The organism is Dysgonomonas sp. Marseille-Q5470 (genome assembly GCF_951230145.1).
Lineage (GTDB): Bacteria > Bacteroidota > Bacteroidia > Bacteroidales > Dysgonomonadaceae > Dysgonomonas.
Genome location: NZ_CATNVE010000003.1, coordinates 284,903 through 305,051, shown reverse-complemented (window position 1 = coordinate 305,051; position 20,149 = coordinate 284,903). Strand labels below are relative to the sequence as shown.

The window sequence follows — 20,149 nt, the reverse complement described above, 5'->3', positions numbered from 1 at the left end:
CATTTTTATTTTATAGCCTTATTATCAATCTTTTTTTATCAGTTGCTCAAATTCCTCTCTAGTTCCGGCAAATGCGTTCAGGTCAACATCCGTTTTTATGCCTTCTATTTTCCCTTTATTCGTATATTGCCAAAATAACCATTTACGCCCATCAGGCAGTTTTGGCTTAGAAACTATATCTCTTATCCAAATGGGATTATCAACGAACTGTCCGATCATGTAATTCTTATAGAACTCATTTGTAGTGTAAATAAGCACCTTCCGTTGATAATGATTTTCTAGAATCTCTATAAACTTGGCAATTTCTGCAATAATATCTTCCTTACGATTTTCCTGCTGGCAATTCCCGCCATACTCCAAGTCGATAATCGGCGGAAGATCTATACTATCTTTAGGTACATAATGAATATAATTTCTGGCCTGTGCATCGCCATCTTTACAAAATGTAAAAAAATGATAAGCACCTACCGGTACATTATGATGAATGGCTAGTCTCCAGTTTTCCTGAAAAAGAGAATCTTTATGATTACCTCCTTCTGTAGCTTTTATAAAAGCAAATTGAACGGATTGCTTGTCTAATTTTCCCCAATCAATTGTTTGTTGATGATGAGAAACATCTATGCCTTGTACCGGATACTCTTCAAAAGAAGGGTAGTTCATTCGTATATATCCTTTAGTATAAGCAAAGTATAAGCCGGTTATAACAAGAGCTATAATCAATATCGCACCAAGGGAAGAATATATGATGAGTTTCTTTTTCATACAGATATTAAAGTTAACACGATAATATTATTTTTAGTGAAGATAATAATTACTATTTTCTTTTAATATGTAGAAATTATATTTATTTTTGATAAAAATTATTAATCTTAAAAATCAGATAGTTATGTCAGAATTTAATACAGAAAATCAAGATTACCAATCATCTCCCTATCAGGCTAATAATTTAGATGATTTTGCTAAACCTGTTAAACCCGATAATAACTTGGTATTATCAATTGTAGGTACAGTACTTGGACTATGCTCACCATGCTGTATAGGACTGATATTAGGTGTTATTGCAATCGTATTTTCTACACAAGTAGATTCAAAATATAATGCCGGAGAATATGAGGCAGCACAGGGAAATGCACAAAAGGCTAAGATTTTTGCTCTGATTGCCATCGGATTATTCGCACTCAATTTAATCTATGGTATTATTATGTTTATCACAGGCGGAATGGATGCTGTACTTGAACAATACAAAGAGGTTCTAAAATATGCTGAATAAATAAATACTAAATAATTAATATATTTGGAAAGGTAATCGTAGCAATTACCTTTCTTTTTTTATATGAGAAAATATATAGGATATATCATTATCATAGCTATTCCTTTAATCATAGCATTTGTCTATTACAATTATTATGCAACAACAGGGAATATATGGAGCAAACAGTGTAGTTTTCACGAGCTAACAGGACTTCAGTGCCCCGGATGTGGCGGTCAACGATCTTTTTATCATCTGCTACACGGAAATATATTGCAAGCATTACGGTATAATGCTCTATTAATAATTATACTCCCCTTCTTGCTATATATATATTTCCTCTTAGCTCAGGTTTACATATTAAAGAATAAGAACTATCTGAAATACTTTAACTTTTCGGGGAAGCTGGGATATATCTTTACCGCCGTGTTAGTCATATTCTTTATCCTACGGAACATACCCATATCTCCTTTTATTTACTTATCTCCTCCTCAATAAAAGAAAGAAAGTGGCTTTCGCCACTTTTCATTATATTACTTTCTTAAACCTCTCGAGGAAAACATTTGCCTGATCGATAGTCAAACAAAGAGGAGGCAATAAGCGGAACACATGAGTTCCTGTAGCTCCTGTAAAGACTTTCTCTTCGAAAAGAAGCTTCGATCGTTTCTCTTTAATAGGTTCGTTAAATTCCATCCCAATCATCAATCCTCGTCCACGAACTTCTTTTATCTGAGGAATCTTTTTCAACTCTTGCATCAGGTATTCACCAACATTGTAAGCATTCTCTACCAGCTTCTCTTCTTTCATAATATCCAATACTGCAATAGCAGCAGCACAAGCCAAATGATTACCACCAAAGGTAGTACCAAGCTGACCATATACAGCCTTAAACATCGGATTGATGAGCACGCCTGCCATAGGGAAACCATTACCGATACCTTTAGCTACAGTTATAATATCAGCTTGTATATCTGCATACTGGTGAGCGAAAAACTTACCACTACGCCCATATCCCGATTGTATTTCGTCCAATATAAGGATCGTTCCTGTCTCGGTACAAACATCACGAAGCTGCTTTAAAAAGCTGTCCTCAGGAACTTGTATTCCTGCAACACCCTGAATACCTTCAATCAAAACAGATGAATATTCTTTAGTAGCAAGCTCTTTCTTTATAAATTCAATATCATTGAATGGAGCAAACACATAGTTCGGATTCATATTCACAGGAGCTGAATATGCCGGAATATCTGTAGCCGCAACTGTAGCTGATGTACGCCCATGAAACGCTTTTGCAAAGGCCAACACCTTTTTTCGTCCATTATGGAAGGAAGCAAGCTTTATGGCATTTTCATTTGCTTCTGCACCCGAATTTATCAGAAATAAAAAATAATCGGGATAGCCACATTGTTCTCCGAGTTTTTGAGCAACCTCCTGTTGTAATTTGTTTATAACAGAGTTTGAATAAAACCCAAGCTTATTCAATTGATCTGTTAGTTTTTCTACATAGTACGGATGAGTATGTCCTACCGATATCACAGCATGCCCGCCATACAAATCCAAGTATTCATTTCCCTTGTCATCATATACATAGCATCCATTACCTTTCACTATGTTAATATCAAACAATGGGAACACATCAAATAATTTCATTTTGTATATATTAATTAGTTATTTATTTCTTTTATTGTCTCTATCAATTTCTCTTGCTGAAGTATATACATTCCAAGTCTGTTTTCAGAAATCCCTTCTTTTAGTTTATAGGTATATTCGGGAATATTATCTCGCTTTATAATTTCTAAATAAGCAAATTGTATGTTCGATATGTCATTCAATTTATAAGCTGCTTCTACAATATGAGAGGATACCGCAAAGAACGAATTCTTCACCTCAGTTAATGCTTCAACAACAGCCAAAGTTCCATCATAAGCATCTTTTACATTAGTACCTCTAAATAACTCATCAAATATAACCAATGCTCTGTTTTCTTTCAATTCGTTCGCCACATATTTTACCCTCAACACCTCTGAATAGAAATGACTATAGCCCGAATTTAGACTATCTGCTATATTTATAGTTGTATATAGCCCTGTTAGAACACTAATATCCATTTTTTCAGCAGGTACAGGAAAACCTGCATGAGCCAAATATACAGCAACGCCTAAAGATTTCAAGAACGTAGATTTACCTGCCATATTAGGTCCTGTTACAAAAAGTATATTCTTTTCTGATTCAAACCCTACATCATTCTTTACAGAATTCTCTACAAAGGGATGAAATAATCCACTTATTTGCATTCTATTTTGACCCGATGGCAATATATTTGAATAAGAGAATTTATACTTATTAGCGACCTTTGCTACTGCTATAAATGCATCATATTCATATATAAGATGAAGTAAAAAACGAATTCGTTCTTTATGCGTATAGCGAAATATGTAATCATACTTTGCAGTACTATAACTATCAATCTTTTCGAGGCTTTTGATCTTTAGTATCTCTGAATATTCTGTCTCAGAGAACAAAGCCAGAACTTTATCATTATTTCTTTTTATTAAGGTCGGACACTCTTTTTGTGTCAAGATTTTAGAAAAACGATATATTATGTTTATCATATCGATAGTATAATCAACACCTCTTTCAACTATATAATATTCATTCTTAGGGTTTAATTTATTAATAAACTTTTTCTCTATAGCAGCCAATTTGGATGGTGGCGTTGTTGGATAATTCTCTTGTATTAAATAATGCTCTACGAAATCAAGAGAATTTTTATCTATTTCCAATTCTTCTTTTATCTGATTGGAACTAAAGAAAGATATTGCATCTTTTCTTTCGTTTATCTCAAGATAGTCACAAAGAGGATATCTCAGGAAATCATAAAGCTTATTTTTACCACCTAAACAACGGGTAAGATTGAATAAATTGAATACAGACTTTCCTCCCTTTACTGTTTCAAAAAGTTCAAGATCCTTTAATGTCTGATTATCAATTTTAAATTCCATTCAATCTATTTTTATGTACAATTTATATTATTTATCAAATCTATCACACCCTCTTTGTTTATTATGTACATCCCAAGTCTTACATCCGATACTCCCTCTTTCAATTTATAGGTATAAACCGGATGCCCGTCCTCTTCCTTTATATCAAAGTAACTGAACTGAATATTAGCTTTTGATTCCAACTCTCTTGCCGCTTCTACAATATGGGTTGATATAACAAAAAATGAGGTTCTAATTTTAGCAAAGGCAGAAACAACGGCTACTGTTCCATCGTAAGCATCCTTCACATTTGTTCCTCTAAAAAGCTCGTCGAATAGAACCAATATTCTGTTATTTGCTTCCAGCCGATGAGCCACATCCTTGATCCTCATTACTTCGGCATAGAAATGGCTATAGCCTGTACTCAGATTATCCGAAATATTTATAGTTGTACTTAATCCGGACAAAATACCGATTTTCATTTTACCGGCAGGAACAGGAAAACCTGCGTGTGCCAAGTATACAGCCACACCTAGCGCTTTTAGGAATGTTGACTTACCCGCCATATTAGGTCCCGATATGAATAATAGATTCGACTGGTTGTCGAAATGCACATCATTCGAGATAGCATTCTCTACAAAAGGATGAAATAGCCCTTCCAAGTCAAGTACAGTCTCTGTTTCAGGTAATATTTCAGGGTATTGCAAATGATATTTAGCAGCCGCTTTTGCCACCGCAAACAAGGCATCATATTCATGTACAAGGTCTAGGAAGAAATGTATATGTTTCTTATCGGTGTAGCGAAACATATAATCGAGCCTCATTATATCATAAGACTTGTATTTCTTCATATCCTTTATCTCTTTATATGCCTCTTTTTGGAAAAGTTCCAGAACAATTTCGTTATTCTTCACTAAGAATACAGGAGCATCAGCTTCTTTAAGTTTGTCTGACAAGATAATAGAAAACTCATATATATTCTTTAGGAGGTCTACAGTCGAAGTAACTCCTTTTTCGGCAAGGTAGTATTCATTACTGCTTGTACTTATTTTGTCCGCAATCATTTTCTCTATAGCCGTAAACCAAGAAGGCATCCGTGTCGGATAATCGGGCTGCCGTAGATAGTATTCAGTAAAATCCAAAGCATCCTTATCCAGGTTCAGACCATTCGGGAAATGCTTATGAAAAAAGGCAATCGTCTCCTTTCTTTCCGTGATCTGCTTATAGTCAGCCAAAGGATTTGCAAGATACTCGTATAACTTTTTCTTACCTCCAATGCATTGTGTATGATTAAATAAACCAACAACAGACAATCCTTCTTTGACTGTTTCAAAGATTTCTAGATCTTTTTTTGTCTGACTATCTACTTCAAATTTCATATATTTCATGATTATAAGGTTTTATCGGTTCTATACAAAATAGATATACAGTAGAACCTTTTTCCATAAACCTTATAGTTTTTTATTTTAAGAACTCTGACTTTCTATTAAAAGGTGACAACCAACGGTCACAGGAGCGAAACGTACGTAAAAGTAACACTTATCAGTATACTCTTTATTGTTACTTTATCCTTAAAAAACTTCTATAATAGATAATCTTATAAGCGGAATATAATCCTTACAATTCTTTCATATAACCTACAATGGTCTTCATTGCTGTATCCCAATTTAATCGGGATTCGAAGTCATGGTAAGCCGACAGAGCCAACTCATTATAATAGCTTTTATCCTCGAATGTTTTATATATCTGTTGCGCATACTCTTTAGGTTCTACTTGGGGGCTTAGGATTATCCCATTCGTATCATTCACGATAGAAGGAATTCCTCCTGTTGCAGCCGATACACACGGAACAGCATACGACATCGCTTCAGAAAAAACAATCGGTGTACAATCTGCCCGTGATGGGATAAAAAGAAAATGGCTTTGTAAAATTAAATCTTCTACCTTTTTCATCCCTTCGGGAGTAGCTTTACTTATACGCCCATGATTGATTATATAAGGTGGTAAGTTTTCTACCGACAAATCATCGATACCTACAATATGTAATTCGGCTGATTGAAGTAGTTCTTCATTCAAATACCTAACAGCATCGATAGCAATATCACCACCTTTGCGAAACCAGTCAACACCTAGGAAAAGAATCTTACAAACATCTGTACTTCTTTTTTTAAGTATATCTTTTATCTCCTCTAAAGATATTTTCTGAGTAGAGATATTTGCACCAAAGGGTACAATCCTTACTTTATCCCTATCCGCATTATAATCTTTGATTGCACTATCAGCAGCCCACTGAGAACTATAAATAGCCAAACTACTTGAGTCTAATGATAATTGCTCCATCTGATTTCCTTCTTTAATATACTGCTGACTAAGATTTGTAAAATAGTCATAGTAATTTATCATCGAAGCAAACGTAGCATCAGTATATATAACCTTATGCTTATTTGTTTTCAGATAAGACATAAGAGTAGAGCTGTGAGAAAATAATATATCTGTAGTCGGATTCAGTTGTTCTGAGATCTGCCTTGCATAACTCCTTCCGAATTCGGGTGACCGGTCTGCACGATATATTTTGTTTTGCCCATATAACTTATTCTTCACCTTCAGCGAGAATGTCCAATCTTCCTGCAAACCTGTTATATAATCCAGATTGGAGTATTTAGCCAGATTTGTTGCCATAAAATGCACAGTGCCCGACCAATGCTTTATGTCTGTGGATGGAAAGTTTGTTACATAGGTTATGTTCATAACTCTTTCTTTTAAGTAAAGATAAAGATATTATTCAAAAGAATCTCTTTTTAGTTATAATAGGATATGCTTCGTTAAAAACTAAGCTTGACAAGGAAAAGAATCTTAACTAAAAAGCAGATGCTTTCAAATTCAACCCTATAGTTTCTTCCAAACCAAAAATCAGATTCATATTATGCACTGCCTGACCGGAAGCTCCTTTTACTAAATTGTCGATACATGAAAGAATAAGCAGTTTATTACCATGTTTCTCAAGATGTAAAACACATTTATTTGTATTTACAACTTGTTTTAAATCGATATTCTTATCCGATATAATCGTAAACGGGCTATCCTTGTAATAATCTTTATACAATTTCTCTGCATCCTCTATTGTACCGTCGTAATTGATATAGGTAGATACAAAAATACCTCTCGTGAAGTTTCCACGCACAGGGATAAAATTAATATCTTCACCAAAATTTACCTGTAACTGATTTAGCGACTGTTTGATTTCCGTCAGATGCTGATGTTCGAAAGCTTTATAAACTGATATATTGTTTTCACGCCAACTGAAATGAGATGTAGCAGAAGGCTTCACCCCTGCCCCGGTAGATCCTGTGATAGCATTCACATGAATCTCAGAAGTCAGCTTATTTGCTTTTGCCAAAGGTAACAATCCTAACTGTATAGCTGTTGCAAAACATCCCGGATTAGCCACATAGGAAGACTGCTTGATTTCTTCTTTATTCAACTCAGGAAGACCATAAATAAAATTATTTCCTACTGCTTTATGTCGATAATCTGTAGAAAGGTCAATTATTTTCAAGTGATTAGGGATATCATTGGCATCCAAGAACTTCTTAGTATCACCATGTGCTGTACAGAAGAATAAAACATCAATCTTGTCATAGGGTAATTGATCGGTGAAACTCATATCTGTTTCTCCCAAGAGGCCTCCATGTACATCTGTCAGCTTGTTCCCTGCATTACTTGTACTATTTACGAATACAAGTTCTACTTGCGGATGATTGAGCAATATCCTTATCAGTTCTCCGGCTGTATAGCCTGCTCCACCTATTATTCCTGCTTTTATCATTGTTCTATTTTTATTGAAACACAGAGTAAAAAGAGTAGAAAAGAGTTTATATTGAATATCGTTTTATTCCGTCTCTCAAAGATTTAACATTAAAATTAATCAAATATCCGATTTTACATCCTGATAGTTTCAAATATGTAAATAATTGAGCAGTATGAATCGGCTGTAACTCTGCAACAGCCTTCAATTCTATAATAATTTTATTTTCAACAAGCAAATCTATTCTGTATCCAGCCTCTATTTCAATGCCTTTATATTCTATTGGCATTTCTTCCTGACGTGTTACGAGTAAATTGCTTTCTATCATTTCATAAAAGAGACATTCTTCATATACTCTTTCGAGCAATCCAGGTCCTAAAGTAGAGTGCACATTATATGCACATTTCAATATTTTACCTGTTAATTCCTGCTCTTTAAACATAAAACTCTTTTCTACTCTTTTTACTCTGTGTTTAATACTAATTTATTTTCCGTTTTTCTTCTGCACACTATGATATATTTTATTTGTCATAGCGTATATTTTGGTAAATCCTTTGGCATCGTCGGAAGTCCATGCTTTATTCATTTCGCCATATTCACCAAAGTCAGCCTTCATCAAGTCAAAATCACTTTCAACCCCTACAAGAGTATAATGATAAGGTTTCAGTTCTATGATAACACGACCTGAGACATTGCGCTGCGAACTTTCGAGCATAGCTTCTATATCTCGCATCACAGGCTCTAGGTATTGCGCTTCATGTAAAAACATGCCATACCAGTTACCTACCTGATCCTTCCAATATTGTTGCCACTTGGTAAGCGTATGTTTTTCCAGCATTTTATGAGCATTGATGATAACGATGGGTGCAGCGGCTTCAAAACCCACACGTCCCTTAATACCTATAATAGTATCACCTATATGCATATCGCGACCTATAGCATAAGCGGAAGCAATTTCTTCAATTTTCTGTATAGCCTTTACTTTATCAGTATATCTTTCACTGTTAACAGCAGCTATTTCACCTTCTTCGAAGTCAATAGTCAGTGTTTCCGACTCTTGTTTTTTCAATTGAGAAGGATATGCTTCCTCTGGAAGAGTTTGATTCGATTTCAATGTTTCTTTCCCACCGATACTTGTACCCCAAAGACCTTTGTTGATGGAATACTCCATTTTTGTGAAGTCTGCTTCATACCCATGCTCTTTCAAATAATTGATTTCATATTCACGAGTGAGCAGCAAGTCGCGTGTTGGAGTAATTATTTCGATACCCGGTGCAAGCACATCAAAAGTCAAGTCGAAACGAACCTGATCATTACCTGCACCTGTACTTCCATGAGCGACAGCGTCAGCTCCTATTTCTTTTGCATAGTTGATAATAGCAATTGCCTGAAAAATACGCTCCGAACTAACAGATATAGGGTATGTACCATTACGCAACACATTGCCAAAGATCATATATTTGATGCTCTTCTCATAATACTCTTGTGTTATATCAAGACTAACATGTTTTGCAGCACCTAGTTTATAAGCCTTTTGCTCTATAACCTTAAGTTCGTCAGCAGTAAATCCACCCGTGTTTGCAATTGCTGTATATACCTCATATCCAAGGTCAGCAGATAAATATTTAGCGCAAAACGATGTATCTAATCCCCCACTGAATGCTAAAACGACTTTCTTTTTCATTTCTTCAATTGCTTTTTTAGGTCTTTTATGATTATTTTTATTTCTTTCTTGTCTTTTTGCTTCTCCGGATCGAAAAGCATCGCTGTACAAATACAGTATTTACGCTCGGTACGAGTAAGCACATCGTAATTTACACAACCTTGACAACCACGCCAGAAAGCGTCATCATCCGTCAGCTGAGCAAATGACACAGGCACATAACCAAGTTCGGTATTTATTTTCATTACTGCTGCTCCCGAGGTTAAACCAAATACCTTTGCATCAGGAAACATCGCTCTGGCCAGCGAAAAAGCATGTTGCTTGATTTTTTTCGCTAAGCCATGTTGTCTGAATTTCTCAACAACAATAAGTCCCGAGTTAGCAACATATTGCTTGTTTCCCCACGATTCGATATAGCAAAAACCAGCAAACTCTTCCCCGATAAGGGCTATAATTGCTTTGCCTTCTTTTATTTTAAGTTCCAAATATTCAGGTGAACGTTTTGCAATCCCTGTACCACGAACTTTTGCCGCAGCTTCTATAGTATCTAATATTGTTTGCACATAGCCAAGATGCTCTTCTCCGGCTATTTGTATGGTGAGTTGTTGTTGCGCCTCCATTTTTTTATCTAACACAAGTTCTTCTATATTGTTCATTTTAGTTGATCTATTCAATGTTTGGAATAAAGGTAGATAGTGAAGCTATAACTTCCTCTCTGCTCACATTTTCTTTTGGTATAATCAGTATTGTATCATCACCGGCCACTGTACCCAAAATATATTTTGAAGCTTTATTGTCTATTTCACCTGCTATCGCCATTGCATATCCCGGGCGGGTTTTGATTATAGCCAGTTGTCCTGAGAATTCTATCCCTACAAACCCAAAGGATGAAAGCGGAGATTCTTCCGGAGTCATAACCTTCGCTTCTGACAACTGATATGTATATGTCCCTTTCGATGTCGGTGCTTTAACTATTTTCAATTCTTTGATATCGCGCGACAGCGTAGCCTGAGTAAGCTCAAAGCCCTTTTCTGTAAGTATCTTAAGCAGCATATCCTGACTATTTATTTCATTAGTCTGAAGCACTTCTTTTATTATTTTGTGTCTGAATCTTTTAGTCATACATGTATAAATATACAAACAAGATGCAAAAATATACATTATATTGCATATTTGAAATTTTTAATGTATAAAATATATAAATAAAAAAGACTGTAGCAATATACTACAGTCTTCATCAAATTTGATTTGCTATGCTTTATCTCTTACAAACTTATCTTTATAATGATATTTTCTCTTGTAATTTAATATTATCAGAAGAACTACCTACCATAAAAGTAAAGTCTCCGTTCGGCTCAACAACTCTATTCATTTTCTTATCTATAATAGAAAAGTCGTCCTTTGTCAGTAGAAGCTTAATCGTTTTGGTCTCACCTTTCTTCAAATTGACTCTTTCAAAGGTTTTCAACTGCATAATAGGCTGCACAACAGAAGCCCTATTATTTCTGAGGTATAGTTGAACAACTTCGTCACCATCAAGATTTCCAGAATTTCGAAGTTCTACAGTAACCTCAACACCTGAATTGCTCTTATTAATCTTCAGATTACTGTATTCGAAACTAGTAAAGCTAAGCCCATAACCGAAACTATACAATGGCTTGCTAGTCATCTCCACATAATCGTGACTTGCCGGATTCCTGTGATTATAATATACAGGCAATTGTCCTACCGATTTAGCTACAGACATTGGTAGACGTCCCGCAGGGTTATATTCACCAAACAGAACATCAGCTATCGCATTGCCGCCTTCTTGCCCCGGATACCAAGCTGACAATAGTGCATCTGCATTTTCTGCTGCCCAGTTCATATTCAGCGGACGACCTTGAATATACACCACGACAAAAGGTTTGCCGGTGGCTTTTATAGCCTTCAATAGCTCTAATTGTTTTCCCATAAGATCTAAACTAACTCTATCAAAGCCTTCGCCGCTCTCCATATCGCTTATGCTATGCTCATCAGCAACAGCAGCACCTGTTTCTATATATTTTGTTTTAAAATCACGTGCACTGGAACCTCCAACCACAACGACAGCCACATCCGATCTTAGGGCGGCTTGTACAGCCTTATCGATATCAGTGTTTAGGGTATCTCTGATAGCACAGCCTTTTACATATTCTATTTGCGACTGTTTAAGCTTAGATCTGATACCATCCAAAACAGTCTTAACATTACTATCATCCTGTGGTGCTGTATAATCACCTAACTGATTGTATACATTATCAGCATTAGGACCTATCACAGCAATTTTCTTTATTCTACTCTTATTAAGAGGTAAGACATTATTTTTGTTTTCGAGTAATACAATCGACTCTCTTGCTACTTGCCTTGCCAATGCCATATTTTCTTGTGTTCTAACAACCTGTTGTGCATTGTTTTCATCCACATATGGATTTTCGAAAAGTCCCATATCGAATTTCAATTTAAGTATTTTATATACAGCCGAGTCAATCTGAGTTTCACTAACCATTCCTTTTTTTACGGCGTCAGATAATGTAAAGAAAGCATTACCTCCCAAGTCACAATCAAGTCCTGACGTTAAGGATAATATAGCAGCTTCCTGTATTGTTGATACAACATAGTGACTTCCTCTCAATCCTTCGATACTACCCAAATCAGACACAGTAAAGCCTTTAAAACCCCAATCTTTGCATAGTACATCCTTTAGCAAATATTCGTTCGATGTACAAGGAATACCATCTACAGAGTTGTAAGCAGTCATCACAGACAAAGCCCCTGCTTTAACAGCTTTTTCGAATGGAGGTAAATAGTTTTCTTTCAAGTCGCGCATTCCCACACTATTGCTATTACCATTATGTCCGCCATCGGGGATTCCATAAGCTACAAAATGCTTTAAAGTAGAAATCAAACTGTATGGTTTGCTCAAATCTCCACTACCAAAACCTGTCACAAAGGCTTCTCCCATTTTAGAGATCAGTACAGGATCTTCTCCATACGTTTCTTCCACACGAGACCATCTGGCTTCTCTTGCCAAATCTAAGACGGGACCATATCCGATATGCGAACCCTGAGAACGTGCTTCTTTGGATATTACCGCACTCATTTGTTGGATAAGACTAGGGTTCCATGTTGCCGCTTGTCCTATTGCAGTGGGGAAAACAGTAGTACCAATCGCCATATGCCCATGAGGACACTCTTCAGCAAGGAAAATAGGAATACCCAAGCGTGTATTCTCCATTATATAGCGCTGTAAAGCATTACCCGCTTTAGCAGCCAACTTCGGACTCAATCCGTTTTCTAATGTTTTTTTAGTCCATGGGTCTGCCCTAAAAGTAGCCCAGAGCATACCTATATGACGCTGTTGAACATACTCTTCAAACTTTTTAGAGTGTGTCACCTGATCTCCGTTCCGTTCATACATCTCCCAACCAAGAGGACAAAGCAACTGACCTACTTTTTCCTCCAAAGTCATGTGACTGATAAGATCGACAGTACGCTCTTCGCTTGACAGCTTTGGATTTTTGTACTTATAGGCTTGTTGAGCACTTATTGTTTGAAATAGAAAGAGAGCAATAATGCTTAATTTAAAATAATTCATAAGTATATGTGTTCTTATATGATATATTTAACTTCTTTAAAGGCAAAATGTCTTTCTTCACCTTCTTTCGTTTTTAAAATAAGGATTCCCGAAGAATCAACATCTTGTATTCGGGCAAGGAAATTCGATAGTCCATCATTGTATAGATGATAACCATCTTTCCTGAAAAGAGATTCTTTATATTGTTTTATCAGAGAATCGGTCTTGCCAATTTTTATTTGCTGGTAGTACGCATTGATATTATTAACAACAGTCTTTAGTATTTCCTCAAGATTATAGTGTCTGTTAGTTATCTGTTTCAGAGATACAGGATTCGGAGCTTCGCTTCTGAAATTTTCCTGATTGATATTAATGCCAATACCCGCAACAGAATGACCTATATTATCTTCGAGAATAGTGTTTTCTAATAGGATACCACATATTTTCTTTTCATTCCAATAGATATCGTTAGGCCATTTTATAGATATACCCTCTGTATATTCTTGCAGACAATTTGCTACGGCTAGAGATACAATCTGTGATAGTATAAATTGCTCTCCCGCTTTTATAAAGCCAGGGAACAAGACAATACTAAAAAGAATATTTTTTCCCGCTTCAGACTCCCAGCCATTCCCTCGCTGACCTTTCCCTGCCGACTGAAAATCTGCCCAAACGACAGTACCTTCATCAACATTCTGTGTCTGGAGTAGTTCTTTTAAATAATTATTAGTCGAGTTAGTCTCACTAATGTGAATTATCTCAGGCACAGTCTTCAACTATTTGGTAAGTTATTATATTCTGTTTGTTTTACTTTGGGGAGTTTCTTTATTACTTCGTCTACTGAGTGAAGAATCAATTCTTTAATAAGTTTATCAGGCACATCGCTATCAAGAACAATTGTATTCCAATATTTTTTATTAGAATGAAATCCGGGTTTTATTCCCGTATACTGTTCACGCAGCTCGATAGCTTTCTCCGGATCACACTTGAGGTTAAGCCAAAATTCTCCATCTTTACTATCCAACGCCATATAAGCATACATCTTATCCATGATCTTGTAAACTAAGACATCCTCCCCAAAAGGAAATGTCTCTGTCGCTCCTTTTATAGCAATACAGGCTTCGCGCGCTTCTTCTATATTCATTTTCTGATTTATTAGATCTTGTTCTTCAAATAAGATTTTCTTAAATTTATACAGATGATCGCAAATAATGAGGTATCAGTTTATAGGCGCAAAAAATGCATCATCTATATGGTCTATTTCGAACTTTTGTCCTGTCCAAATTGCTGCAATAACATCAAAGCGGGCCGGTAAATCTATATTAAACTCCTTCAAATAGAAATCTGCCGCCTCTACAATCCTTTTTATTTTCCGTTTCGATACTGCGTCTTCGGGATGTCCCCAATAATTACTACTTCTTGTCTTTACTTCTACAAAAATAATAAACTCTTCGTTTCGAGCAATAATATCTATTTCGTATTTCTCATAAGTCCAATTTTGCTCAATGATCTTGTACCCCTTTTGTTTAAGAAGATTAACTGCTGCCTCCTCACCTTTTTTCCCAAGATCATTATGCTCAGCCATAGACTACTTAAAGCTTTAAAACTTTATTTACATTATCATACAAAGGAACGAGATTTGCCGTATCCACAGTTAAGCAGTATTCAACAGAATCTTGCAAGTTATTCGCTTCAAGCCGCTTGATATGTTCGGTACGATTTATATAGCCTCTTAAATCAGACTTTGCCTCTTGCCACATCGATAAAGCAACCTGCGTGGCATCTGAAGCAGACGTATATCCTTTTGCCATCAACCTATCGGCTAAAGCTCCGCCAAATAATGTATCTTCAATATTAAAACGATTGTTCCACCCCGCACAGAGTATCATTACATATTTTTGCTTTTGTATGCAAAAATCAGTCAATGCACTTATATTCGAAAAAGCTCCGATAGTCAAAATATCTGCATTTGCAGCGGCTTCGATTGCCTGAGTTCCGTTTGTCGTTGTAAACACAATTTCTTTACTCTCTACCCTGTCCTCTGTATAGTCAAACGGTGAGTTTCCAAAGTCAGCAAAATCACAACGTTTCACATTCCGCTCTGCACCAACCAAGTATCCTTTAGCTTTATATTGTTGGGCTTCTTCGATAGATGCTACCGGAATAATACACTTAGCTCCATTTTTCAGGGCAGCACACATGGTTGTAGTAGCCCTGAATATATCAACCACTACTACAATATAGTTATTACTGTCGGCATAGTAAGGATACAAAGCAGGAGAAAAACAAACATCAACTTTCATCTATAGCGCAGCTTTTATTCTTACTAATTTCTCCATCAGCCCTTCAAGCTGGTCTAGCGGAAGCATATTAGCTCCGTCCGACAAAGCATTTGCTGTATCGAAATGTGTTTCTATAAATAATCCATCTACCCCTGTAGCAATACCCGCTTTACACATCGTTTCTATCAATTTTGGTTGCCCCCCTGTTACACCTGAAGCCTGATTCGGCTTTTGCAGGCAGTGTGTTGCATCCAATACGACAGGAAAACCAAATTCTTTCATTTCAGGTATTCCTCGAAAGTCTACCACAAGATCAGAATAGCCAAAAGATGTACCACGATCGGTAAGGATTACATTCTTATTTCCCGAATCCAATACTTTCTGCGCTGCAAACTGCATTCCATTCGGAGCCAGAAACTGACCTTTCTTTATGTTTACTATTTTACCTGTCTTGGCTGCTGCGATGAGCAAGTCAGTCTGACGGCAAAGAAATGCCGGAATCTGCAAAACATCAACATATTCTGCGGCCATTGCAGCCTCATGAGTTTCGTGAATATCCGTTACGGTAGGAATACCAAAAGTCTCACCTACCTTACGAAGTATCTTTAAAGCCTTTTCGTCTCCAATTCCGGTGAAAGAATCTACACGAGATCGATTTGCTTTCTTATAGGAACCCTTAAATACATAGGGAATATTTAGTCTATCTGTTATAGTTTTAACTTTTTCTGCAATACGAAGTGCCATTTCTTCTCCCTCGATAACACATGGTCCTGCTAGCAAGAAAAAATTATCATTTTTTAAGTTCTCTATATTCATTTTTTATTTGTTTGATTACTAGATAAAATAGTCTTCAAAGGTACAAACATTCTGCCATTTTCAGAAATTTTAGGTTTGTCATTGATATTATTTATTAGCAATATTAAAGGAATTAAGCTATTTTTATTGTTATATAAAAAAACATGATAATTATGGGAAAAGCCAAAAAGAAAAACTTTGTATTGGATACAAATGTAATACTACATGATTTCAGGTGCTTAGATAATTTTGAAGAAAATGACATATATATTCCCATTGTAGTTTTGGAAGAACTGGACAAGTTCAAAAAAGGGAATGATCAGATTAACTATAATGCCCGCGAATTTCTCCGCCAGCTGGATGCAATAACAGACGACAACTTATTTACGAAAGGAATATCTTTAGGCAACGGTTTAGGCAATCTCTTTATTGATACAAGTATAAAATCTCAAGAAAGGATAACTGAGATATTTCCGGAGAGAATACCCGACCATCGTATATTATCATCTGTTCTTGACATCTCGGAGCGTGACAGCAAAACAAAAACCATACTGGTAACCAAAGATATAAACCTGCGAATGAAGGCTCGTGCAATCGGGCTTCTGGCAGAAGATTATATAAATGACAAAGTTCCTGATATCTTTTTATTTGAAAGACAGCACAAAACATTCAAGGATATGGAGTCTTCGGTTATCGATGAACTGTATGCAAATCCTAATGGTGTTGATCTCGATCAGTTCAATCTGGAAACTTCGGTTAATGCGAATGAATGCTTCGTGATGAAGAATGGTAAAAAAAGCGTGCTTTCCAGATACAATCCGTTTACTAAAAAGATAAAGAAAATAGACAAGCAGATTTGTTACGGCATACAACCACGAAATGCGGAACAAACATTTGCGATGGAGGTACTCACCGATCCCGAAATAAAATTAGTAGCACTTACAGGAAAAGCTGGAACAGGAAAAACGTTACTGGCCTTAGCTTCAGCATTGAAACAAAGTGAAAACTTTGACCAGATACTCCTCGCCCGCCCTATCGTTGCATTAGGAAACAAAGAATTGGGATTCTTACCCGGTGACGAAAAACAAAAAATAGCACCTTATATGCAGCCTCTTTTCGACAATTTATCTGTAATAAAAAATCACATTCCTTACGGTGGTGCTGAGTACAAGAATATAGAAGCGATGCAGGCAAGTAAGAAGCTGGAGATAGAAGCATTGGCTTATATTCGCGGACGAAGTCTATCTGAGATGATCTGTATTATCGATGAAGCTCAAAACCTGACACCTCACGAAATAAAAACCATTATAACCCGTGCAGGTGAAGGTACGAAAATGATTTTTGCAGGAGATTTACAACAGATCGATTCTCCTTATCTTGATGCTCAGTCAAATGGGTTGGCTTACATGATAGATAAAATGACAGGACAAGATATTTTCGCACATGTCAATCTGATAAAAGGAGAAAGAAGTAAACTATCGGAGATAGCTAGTATATTATTGTAATAACAATCTAAAAAAAATAACATTTCAAGAAATATAAATGGACAAATTCTATTTCCGAGCTTATAGTATACTCATCGCAACAATAAGTATACTCACTATCCCTTGTTTAGCCCAAAGTGCAGATAATCATAAATGGAAAGAAGGTATCCTAGTGGATCAATTCATTTATGATTCTGCTGAATTCCCCTCGGTTCATGCAGCTACAATTGCTGAAACCCCGTCGGGTTTGATTACGGCATTTTTTGGCGGAAAATACGAGGGACACCCCGAAGTCAATATATATACTTCTCGTCATACTGCAACAGGATGGACTCCGCCTGTGAAGGTAGCGGATGGCATCGTGAGCGATACTTTAAGGAAGGCCTGTTATAACCCGGTCTTATTTCAATATCCCGATGGCGAATTGCTATTGTTTTATAAAATAGGAAAGAATGTGCAAGATTGGACAGGTTACCTAATCCGCTCATACGATGACGGACAAACATGGACAAAACCCGAAGCGCTACCGGAAGGTTTTCTGGGTCCAATAAAAAATAAACCGATTCTGATTGGTAACAAACTAATTTGCGCATCGAGTACCGAGAACGATGGATGGCAGGTTCACATGGAATTTACCGAAGACAGAGGGAAAACTTGGAGAAAAACATCTCCGATCAACAGCAAACCTTGGAATATTATTCAACCAAGTATATTAACATTAAGCAATAATGTATTGCAAATAGTATGTCGCTCTCAGAACGAACATATCATATCCGCTTTTTCGAAAGATGAAGGAGAAACATGGAGCGATCCTATAGCTCTTTACTTACCAAATAACAACTCGGGGACGGATGCCGTAACACTCAAAGACGGATGCCAACTAATGGTGTACAATCATGTAGCAGCATCAGAGAGTGCATATAAGGATAAAGCTCGTACTCCGCTTAATGTCGCTCTATCTGACGATGGAATTACCTGGAAAGCATCACTCATTCTCGAAGACTCTCCAATAAAGGAATATTCCTACCCATCGGTTATACAAGGGGAAGACGGTATGATACACATAGTATACACGTGGCGCAGAGAAAAAATTAAATACGTAAAAGTTGATCCGTCACTACTTAAAAGTGAAACAATCGTAAACGGAAAGTGGTAATAACAACTAGAAATCCTCATTTTTACAATTTTCTGAATAAAAAAAGAGTGAAATGCTTGCAATATTCAAAAAAATATTACTTTTGTAATCACATTTAAAACAACAAGCGTTAGAATGAATATTTTTTCTTATACATACTTTTTCTTTTTTTACTTTTACTTTAGAAAGTAGAACAGGATTTTGTATGAGAAATTTGGAGAGAATTAAAACAACAAGAATATATGGAATCCTGTCAAATATGACGGGATTTTTTTTTGATAACATTTTATGAAAAGAGTTGCGATACAAGGAGGATTAGGTGCATATCATGGGATAGCCGCAGAGAATTTTTTCGGAGAAGAAGTCGAAATTGTTCCATGCATTACTTTTCGTGATATTTTCACAACAATCAAAAAAGAACCGAATACAATCGGGATTATAGCCATAGAGAACACTATCGCCGGTAGCCTTCTGGGCAACTACGATCTGCTAAAAGAAAATAAACTCCCTATAGCAGGAGAATACAAACAACGCATCTCTCATTGTCTGGCGGCATTGCCCGGACAAACAATTCATGATATAAAAGAAGTGGAATCGCATCCGATTGCACTCATGCAATGTACAGAATTCCTGGATACGCTACCGGGTGTTAGGATTATAGAGCATGAAGATACGGCTTTGGCTGCAAAAGATGTAGCAGAGAAACATCTATCGACCACTGCTGCGATATGCAGCACCAAAGCGGCCGAAATTTATGGACTAAACATCTTAGCGAGGGGAATTGAGACAAATAAGCACAATTTTACTCGCTTTCTTATTATAGCGAATCCATGGGTGGTAGACGAACTTCAAAAAGGAGAAGTGCTGAATAAATCGTCTATTGTATTCACAACTCCACATAGCGAAGGCAGCTTATCGAAAGTTTTATCCGTATTTTCTTTCTACGGCATCAACTTGACTAAGATACAATCTCTACCAATAATAGGCAGAGAATGGGAATATCAGTTCTATGTAGACCTCACATTTTCTGATCTTACCCGATACAAGCAATCGCTACAGGCAATTCGCCCTTTAACGAGTGAACTAAAGCTTTTGGGAGAATATCCAAACGGAAAACAAAGCGAATTATAAAAAAACACGATTTAACAATAGCAAACTGC

At 36.3% G+C, this 20,149-nt stretch carries 21 protein-coding genes; 5 read left to right on the top strand and 16 right to left on the bottom strand.

Annotated features, from left to right (window positions below):
- Positions 1 to 24: 24 nt before the first annotated feature.
- Positions 25 to 762 carry a glycoside hydrolase family 25 protein gene (locus tag QOX35_RS07315; protein ID WP_283686366.1) on the bottom strand — a complete coding sequence of 246 codons (738 nt, stop codon included), beginning with the start codon at positions 760 to 762 and terminating at the stop codon, positions 25 to 27.
- A 124-nt stretch (positions 763 to 886) separates the two neighbouring features.
- Here QOX35_RS07315 and QOX35_RS07310 point away from each other — a divergent pair, with 124 nt between their 5' ends.
- Positions 887 to 1,270 carry a CD225/dispanin family protein gene (locus QOX35_RS07310; RefSeq protein ID WP_135103918.1) on the top strand — a complete coding sequence of 128 codons (384 nt, stop codon included), beginning with the start codon at positions 887 to 889 and terminating at the stop codon, positions 1,268 to 1,270.
- Positions 1,271 to 1,333: 63 nt separating this feature from the next.
- The gene (locus QOX35_RS07305) at positions 1,334 to 1,747 is read left to right on the top strand and encodes a DUF2752 domain-containing protein (protein WP_283686365.1); all 414 of its coding nucleotides are present in this window, start codon (positions 1,334 to 1,336) and stop codon (positions 1,745 to 1,747) included.
- 30 nt (positions 1,748 to 1,777) lie between these two features.
- Here QOX35_RS07305 and QOX35_RS07300 read toward each other — a convergent pair whose 3' ends face one another.
- From QOX35_RS07300 to kdsA, 15 genes are all read right to left on the bottom strand, one after another.
- Complete coding sequence (locus tag QOX35_RS07300) at positions 1,778 to 2,899, bottom strand: aspartate aminotransferase family protein (RefSeq protein WP_283686364.1); 1,122 nt, start codon at positions 2,897 to 2,899, stop codon at positions 1,778 to 1,780.
- A 14-nt stretch (positions 2,900 to 2,913) separates the two neighbouring features.
- Positions 2,914 to 4,251 (bottom strand): MutS-related protein, encoded by a 1,338-nt coding sequence (locus QOX35_RS07295; protein WP_283686363.1) that lies wholly within the window; start codon positions 4,249 to 4,251, stop codon positions 2,914 to 2,916.
- An 11-nt stretch (positions 4,252 to 4,262) separates the two neighbouring features.
- A complete protein-coding gene (locus QOX35_RS07290) occupies positions 4,263 to 5,618 on the bottom strand; it encodes a MutS-related protein (protein ID WP_283686362.1) in 1,356 nt (451 codons plus the stop codon).
- A 229-nt stretch (positions 5,619 to 5,847) separates the two neighbouring features.
- Positions 5,848 to 6,978, bottom strand: coding sequence for a glycosyltransferase family 4 protein (locus tag QOX35_RS07285; protein WP_283686361.1), 1,131 nt, complete (start codon positions 6,976 to 6,978; stop codon positions 5,848 to 5,850).
- Between the two features lie 109 nt (positions 6,979 to 7,087).
- On the bottom strand, positions 7,088 to 8,056 hold the full coding sequence (gene argC, locus QOX35_RS07280) for an N-acetyl-gamma-glutamyl-phosphate reductase (protein WP_283686360.1): 969 nt from the start codon (positions 8,054 to 8,056) through the stop codon (positions 7,088 to 7,090).
- A gap of 46 nt (positions 8,057 to 8,102) precedes the next feature.
- Positions 8,103 to 8,477: a GxxExxY protein gene (locus tag QOX35_RS07275; protein WP_283686359.1), complete on the bottom strand. Its 375-nt coding sequence runs from the start codon at positions 8,475 to 8,477 to the stop codon at positions 8,103 to 8,105.
- Between the two features lie 42 nt (positions 8,478 to 8,519).
- Positions 8,520 to 9,719, bottom strand: a complete 1,200-nt coding sequence (locus QOX35_RS07270; protein ID WP_283686357.1) for an argininosuccinate synthase — start codon at positions 9,717 to 9,719, stop codon at positions 8,520 to 8,522.
- Positions 9,716 to 10,318: a GNAT family N-acetyltransferase gene (locus QOX35_RS07265; RefSeq protein ID WP_283686578.1), complete on the bottom strand. Its 603-nt coding sequence runs from the start codon at positions 10,316 to 10,318 to the stop codon at positions 9,716 to 9,718. The genes QOX35_RS07270 and QOX35_RS07265 overlap by 4 nt, the downstream gene beginning before the upstream one ends.
- A gap of 46 nt (positions 10,319 to 10,364) precedes the next feature.
- The gene (locus QOX35_RS07260) at positions 10,365 to 10,820 is read right to left on the bottom strand and encodes an arginine repressor (RefSeq protein ID WP_283686356.1); all 456 of its coding nucleotides are present in this window, start codon (positions 10,818 to 10,820) and stop codon (positions 10,365 to 10,367) included.
- 157 nt (positions 10,821 to 10,977) lie between these two features.
- Complete coding sequence (locus QOX35_RS07255; protein ID WP_283686355.1) at positions 10,978 to 13,314, bottom strand: glycoside hydrolase family 3 N-terminal domain-containing protein; 2,337 nt, start codon at positions 13,312 to 13,314, stop codon at positions 10,978 to 10,980.
- A gap of 14 nt (positions 13,315 to 13,328) precedes the next feature.
- A complete protein-coding gene (locus QOX35_RS07250) occupies positions 13,329 to 14,069 on the bottom strand; it encodes a biotin--[acetyl-CoA-carboxylase] ligase (RefSeq protein WP_283686354.1) in 741 nt (246 codons plus the stop codon).
- Positions 14,066 to 14,437 (bottom strand): MmcQ/YjbR family DNA-binding protein, encoded by a 372-nt coding sequence (locus tag QOX35_RS07245; protein ID WP_283686353.1) that lies wholly within the window; start codon positions 14,435 to 14,437, stop codon positions 14,066 to 14,068. Before QOX35_RS07245 ends, QOX35_RS07250 begins: the two co-directional genes overlap by 4 nt.
- Positions 14,438 to 14,512: 75 nt before the next feature.
- Positions 14,513 to 14,878 (bottom strand): YraN family protein, encoded by a 366-nt coding sequence (locus tag QOX35_RS07240; RefSeq protein ID WP_135103906.1) that lies wholly within the window; start codon positions 14,876 to 14,878, stop codon positions 14,513 to 14,515.
- A gap of 7 nt (positions 14,879 to 14,885) precedes the next feature.
- Positions 14,886 to 15,596: a 2-phosphosulfolactate phosphatase gene (locus QOX35_RS07235; protein ID WP_283686352.1), complete on the bottom strand. Its 711-nt coding sequence runs from the start codon at positions 15,594 to 15,596 to the stop codon at positions 14,886 to 14,888.
- Positions 15,597 to 16,391, bottom strand: coding sequence for a 3-deoxy-8-phosphooctulonate synthase (gene kdsA / locus QOX35_RS07230; protein ID WP_135103904.1), 795 nt, complete (start codon positions 16,389 to 16,391; stop codon positions 15,597 to 15,599).
- Between the two features lie 152 nt (positions 16,392 to 16,543).
- Between kdsA and QOX35_RS07225 the strand changes: the two genes are divergently transcribed.
- From QOX35_RS07225 to QOX35_RS07215, 3 genes are all read left to right on the top strand, one after another.
- Positions 16,544 to 17,875, top strand: coding sequence for a PhoH family protein (locus tag QOX35_RS07225; protein WP_135103903.1), 1,332 nt, complete (start codon positions 16,544 to 16,546; stop codon positions 17,873 to 17,875).
- A gap of 37 nt (positions 17,876 to 17,912) precedes the next feature.
- Entirely contained in the window at positions 17,913 to 19,010 is a 1,098-nt protein-coding gene (locus QOX35_RS07220) for a sialidase family protein (protein WP_283686351.1), read from the top strand.
- A 267-nt stretch (positions 19,011 to 19,277) separates the two neighbouring features.
- Positions 19,278 to 20,120: a prephenate dehydratase gene (locus tag QOX35_RS07215; RefSeq protein ID WP_135103901.1), complete on the top strand. Its 843-nt coding sequence runs from the start codon at positions 19,278 to 19,280 to the stop codon at positions 20,118 to 20,120.
- The last annotated feature ends 29 nt before the right edge of the window (positions 20,121 to 20,149 follow it).

Bases quoted from the DNA above. Each gene is read 5' to 3' on its own strand.
- QOX35_RS07315 (WP_283686366.1), bottom strand. From the start codon at position 762: ATGAAAAAGAAACTCATCATATATTCTTCCCTTGGTGCGATATTGATT.
- QOX35_RS07310 (WP_135103918.1), top strand. From the start codon at position 887: ATGTCAGAATTTAATACAGAAAATCAAGATTACCAATCATCTCCCTAT.
- QOX35_RS07305 (WP_283686365.1), top strand. From the start codon at position 1,334: ATGAGAAAATATATAGGATATATCATTATCATAGCTATTCCTTTAATC.
- QOX35_RS07300 (WP_283686364.1), bottom strand. From the start codon at position 2,899: ATGAAATTATTTGATGTGTTCCCATTGTTTGATATTAACATAGTGAAA.
- QOX35_RS07295 (WP_283686363.1), bottom strand. From the start codon at position 4,251: ATGGAATTTAAAATTGATAATCAGACATTAAAGGATCTTGAACTTTTT.
- QOX35_RS07290 (WP_283686362.1), bottom strand. From the start codon at position 5,618: ATGAAATATATGAAATTTGAAGTAGATAGTCAGACAAAAAAAGATCTA.
- QOX35_RS07285 (WP_283686361.1), bottom strand. From the start codon at position 6,978: ATGAACATAACCTATGTAACAAACTTTCCATCCACAGACATAAAGCAT.
- argC (WP_283686360.1), bottom strand. From the start codon at position 8,056: ATGATAAAAGCAGGAATAATAGGTGGAGCAGGCTATACAGCCGGAGAA.
- QOX35_RS07275 (WP_283686359.1), bottom strand. From the start codon at position 8,477: ATGTTTAAAGAGCAGGAATTAACAGGTAAAATATTGAAATGTGCATAT.
- QOX35_RS07270 (WP_283686357.1), bottom strand. From the start codon at position 9,719: ATGAAAAAGAAAGTCGTTTTAGCATTCAGTGGGGGATTAGATACATCG.
- QOX35_RS07265 (WP_283686578.1), bottom strand. From the start codon at position 10,318: ATGGAGGCGCAACAACAACTCACCATACAAATAGCCGGAGAAGAGCAT.
- QOX35_RS07260 (WP_283686356.1), bottom strand. From the start codon at position 10,820: ATGACTAAAAGATTCAGACACAAAATAATAAAAGAAGTGCTTCAGACT.
- QOX35_RS07255 (WP_283686355.1), bottom strand. From the start codon at position 13,314: ATGAATTATTTTAAATTAAGCATTATTGCTCTCTTTCTATTTCAAACA.
- QOX35_RS07245 (WP_283686353.1), bottom strand. From the start codon at position 14,437: ATGAATATAGAAGAAGCGCGCGAAGCCTGTATTGCTATAAAAGGAGCG.
- QOX35_RS07240 (WP_135103906.1), bottom strand. From the start codon at position 14,878: ATGGCTGAGCATAATGATCTTGGGAAAAAAGGTGAGGAGGCAGCAGTT.
- QOX35_RS07235 (WP_283686352.1), bottom strand. From the start codon at position 15,596: ATGAAAGTTGATGTTTGTTTTTCTCCTGCTTTGTATCCTTACTATGCC.
- kdsA (WP_135103904.1), bottom strand. From the start codon at position 16,391: ATGAATATAGAGAACTTAAAAAATGATAATTTTTTCTTGCTAGCAGGA.
- QOX35_RS07225 (WP_135103903.1), top strand. From the start codon at position 16,544: ATGGGAAAAGCCAAAAAGAAAAACTTTGTATTGGATACAAATGTAATA.
- QOX35_RS07220 (WP_283686351.1), top strand. From the start codon at position 17,913: ATGGACAAATTCTATTTCCGAGCTTATAGTATACTCATCGCAACAATA.
- QOX35_RS07215 (WP_135103901.1), top strand. From the start codon at position 19,278: ATGAAAAGAGTTGCGATACAAGGAGGATTAGGTGCATATCATGGGATA.